This window comes from Polaromonas sp., assembly GCF_036676035.1.
Lineage (GTDB): Bacteria > Pseudomonadota > Gammaproteobacteria > Burkholderiales > Burkholderiaceae_C > Polaromonas.
On the sequence record NZ_JAKFDR010000037.1, the window covers coordinates 1 to 2,483 of the forward strand.

Genomic DNA, 2,483 nt, shown 5'->3' on the forward strand with positions numbered 1-2,483 from the left:
TCCTTTCGTTTGCTTGGCGGCTCACGATTGGAAGTTTCTGCGATGGACACCCATACCTACGCATACGTCAAACTTCTACTGCCTCCCCGGCAGAGCCGGGGGGTCTCCCAACGGACTAGACGCTGAGGTAGGCGCGGCGCACCTCCTCGTTGTCCGCAAGATCGGCCATGGCGCCTTCATAACGAATCTGCCCTTTCTCGAGCACATAAGCCCGGTCGGACACCAGTTCCGCAAAATGCATGTTCTGTTCGGACAGCAAAATGCTGACACCTTGGGCCTTCAGCTCCAGAATCATGTGGACCATTTGCTCGACGATCACCGGCGCTACGCCTTCAGACGGCTCGTCGAGCAATACCAGGTAAGGGTTGCCCATCAGGGTGCGCGCCACCGTCAGCATCTGCTGCTCGCCACCGCTCATGCGACCACCCGGCCGGCCCGGCATCTCGCCCAAGTTGGGAAAGAGCTTGAAAAGACGCTCTGGCGTCCAGACAGGTGCTTCGCTGCCGTCGGGCCAGCGGCGAGGCGCCTGTCGCCCCACTTCGAGGTTTTCTGTCACCGTCAGGTCGGTGAAGATGCGCCGGTCTTCCGGTACAAAGCCGAGTCCCATGCGGGCCGCATGGTGCGGTTCACTCTTTGAGATATCGCGGCCTAAAAATGACACGCTGCCGCGCCGCTTGTCGAGCATTCCGATCAGGGCCTTCAGCGTCGTGGATTTTCCGGCGCCATTGCGCCCCATCAGGGCGACCACCTCGCCGCGCCGGACAGCCAGACTCACGTCGAACAGGATTTGGGCCGCACCATACCAGGCCGACAAGCCCTTTGCCTCCAGCAAAACCCCCTCTTTCTCCAGCAAGACTTCTTTCGCAGGGGTCATCACGCTGCTTCCTTTTCAAGAATTTTTTTCTCGAACGTTTTACCGCTGCCAAAATAAACTTCCTGGACTTTTGGATGGTCGCGGATTTCCAGGGGTTTTCCTTCCGCAATCAGCCGGCCTCGCGCCAACACGATCATGCGATCGGCATAGGCGAAAACCACGTCCATGCTGTGTTCGGTAAACAGCACCGCCATGCCGCGATCGATGACCAATTGCTTGGTCAAAGCCATCAAATCGTTGCGCTCCCTGGACGCCATGCCTGCCGTCGGCTCATCCATCAACAGCAGCTTCGGATCGTTGGCCATGGCCATGGCGAGTTCCACGCGCTTGACGTCGCCATAGGCCAATACGCTGCAAGGCCGGTCGGCCTGGGCTTTCATATTGACCTGCTCGAGCAGAAGGAGGGCCTGGTCACGTTTGTGGTCGGCAGCCCGGCGCCACATCGAAAACAGCTTGTGGTCCGACGACAGCAAGGCCATCTGGACGTTTTCCACCACCGTCAGCGATGAAAACGTCTCTGCGATCTGGAAAGTCCGGCTGACGCCGCGCCGCCAGATGTCGCGGGGCGCCAGACCCACCAGCTCCTGCGAGTCCAGCTGGATGGAACCGGCATCCGCGCGCAGCTGGCCGTTCACCATGTTGAAGGTCGTTGACTTGCCGGCGCCGTTCGGCCCGATCAGGGCCAGCAGTTCGCCCGCCGCCAGCTCAAAACTGATGCCATCGACCGCCTTGACGCCGCCGAACGATTTACCCAGTCCCGATACTTTGAGCAAACTCATGATTGCACCCTTTTTGCATCGCGCCGATTCGACACCAACTGCTTGACAAAACCTGCGATACCCTGGGGGAACAGCAGCACCAGCATCAGGATGATGGCCCCCAGCATGGCGCGCCAGTAATCGGTGTTCCGTGCCACCGTGTCGTGCAGCCAGGTGAAGGTGACTGCGCCGACCACCGGGCCCAGCAGCGTCTGCACACCACCCAGCAGGACCATCACCAGTCCGTCGATGGACTTGCTCACGTGCAGGCTTTCCGGAGAGATGCTGCCTTTTGAGAATGCGTAGAGCGCGCCGGCCAGGCCCGCGAAAGAGCCCGCCATGACAAAGGCCACCCATTGCATGCGCTTGACGTTGATACCGATTGCGTCAGACCGAAGTGCGGAGTCGCGCGCGGCGCGCATTGCGTAGCCAAAGGGCGAATACAACATCCTGTGCATCAAAAGCACGCCACCCACCACCAGCACCAGGGTCAGGTAGTAGTAAATCCGTTTGTCCGCCAGCCAGCCGGCCGGCCACACGCCGGTCAGCCCGTTGCTGCCGCCGGTGAACGCATCCCACTGGTAACAGATCGCCCAGGTAATTTGCGCAAAAGCCAAGGTCAGCATGGCCAGGTAAACGCCGGACAGCCGGACACAGAACCAGCCGTAGGCGAAGGCACCCAGCGCCGCCAGCGCAGGGGCGACGAGCAGCGCCACTTCCATCGGCAGGTTCAGGCTGCGCACCAGCAGCGCGGCACCGTAGGCACCCAGGCCAAAGTAGGCCGCATGCCCGAACGAGTGCATGCCGGCCGGCCCCATGATGAAATGCAGGCTGGCCGCAAACAGCACGGC

3 protein-coding genes are annotated in these 2,483 nt (G+C 61.1%); all 3 read right to left on the bottom strand.

Annotated features, from left to right (window positions below; translation table 11 throughout):
* Positions 1–115: 115 nt before the first annotated feature.
* Positions 116–874: an ABC transporter ATP-binding protein gene (locus tag V6M61_RS06220; protein ID WP_332775699.1), complete on the bottom strand. Its 759-nt coding sequence runs from the start codon at positions 872–874 to the stop codon at positions 116–118.
* On the bottom strand, positions 874–1,653 hold the full coding sequence (locus V6M61_RS06225; RefSeq protein ID WP_332775700.1) for an ABC transporter ATP-binding protein: 780 nt from the start codon (positions 1,651–1,653) through the stop codon (positions 874–876). Before V6M61_RS06225 ends, V6M61_RS06220 begins: the two co-directional genes overlap by 1 nt.
* Positions 1,650–2,483: branched-chain amino acid ABC transporter permease (locus tag V6M61_RS06230; protein WP_332775701.1), on the bottom strand; the 834-nt coding region annotated here is incomplete at its 5' end. The genes V6M61_RS06230 and V6M61_RS06225, both read right to left, overlap by 4 nt.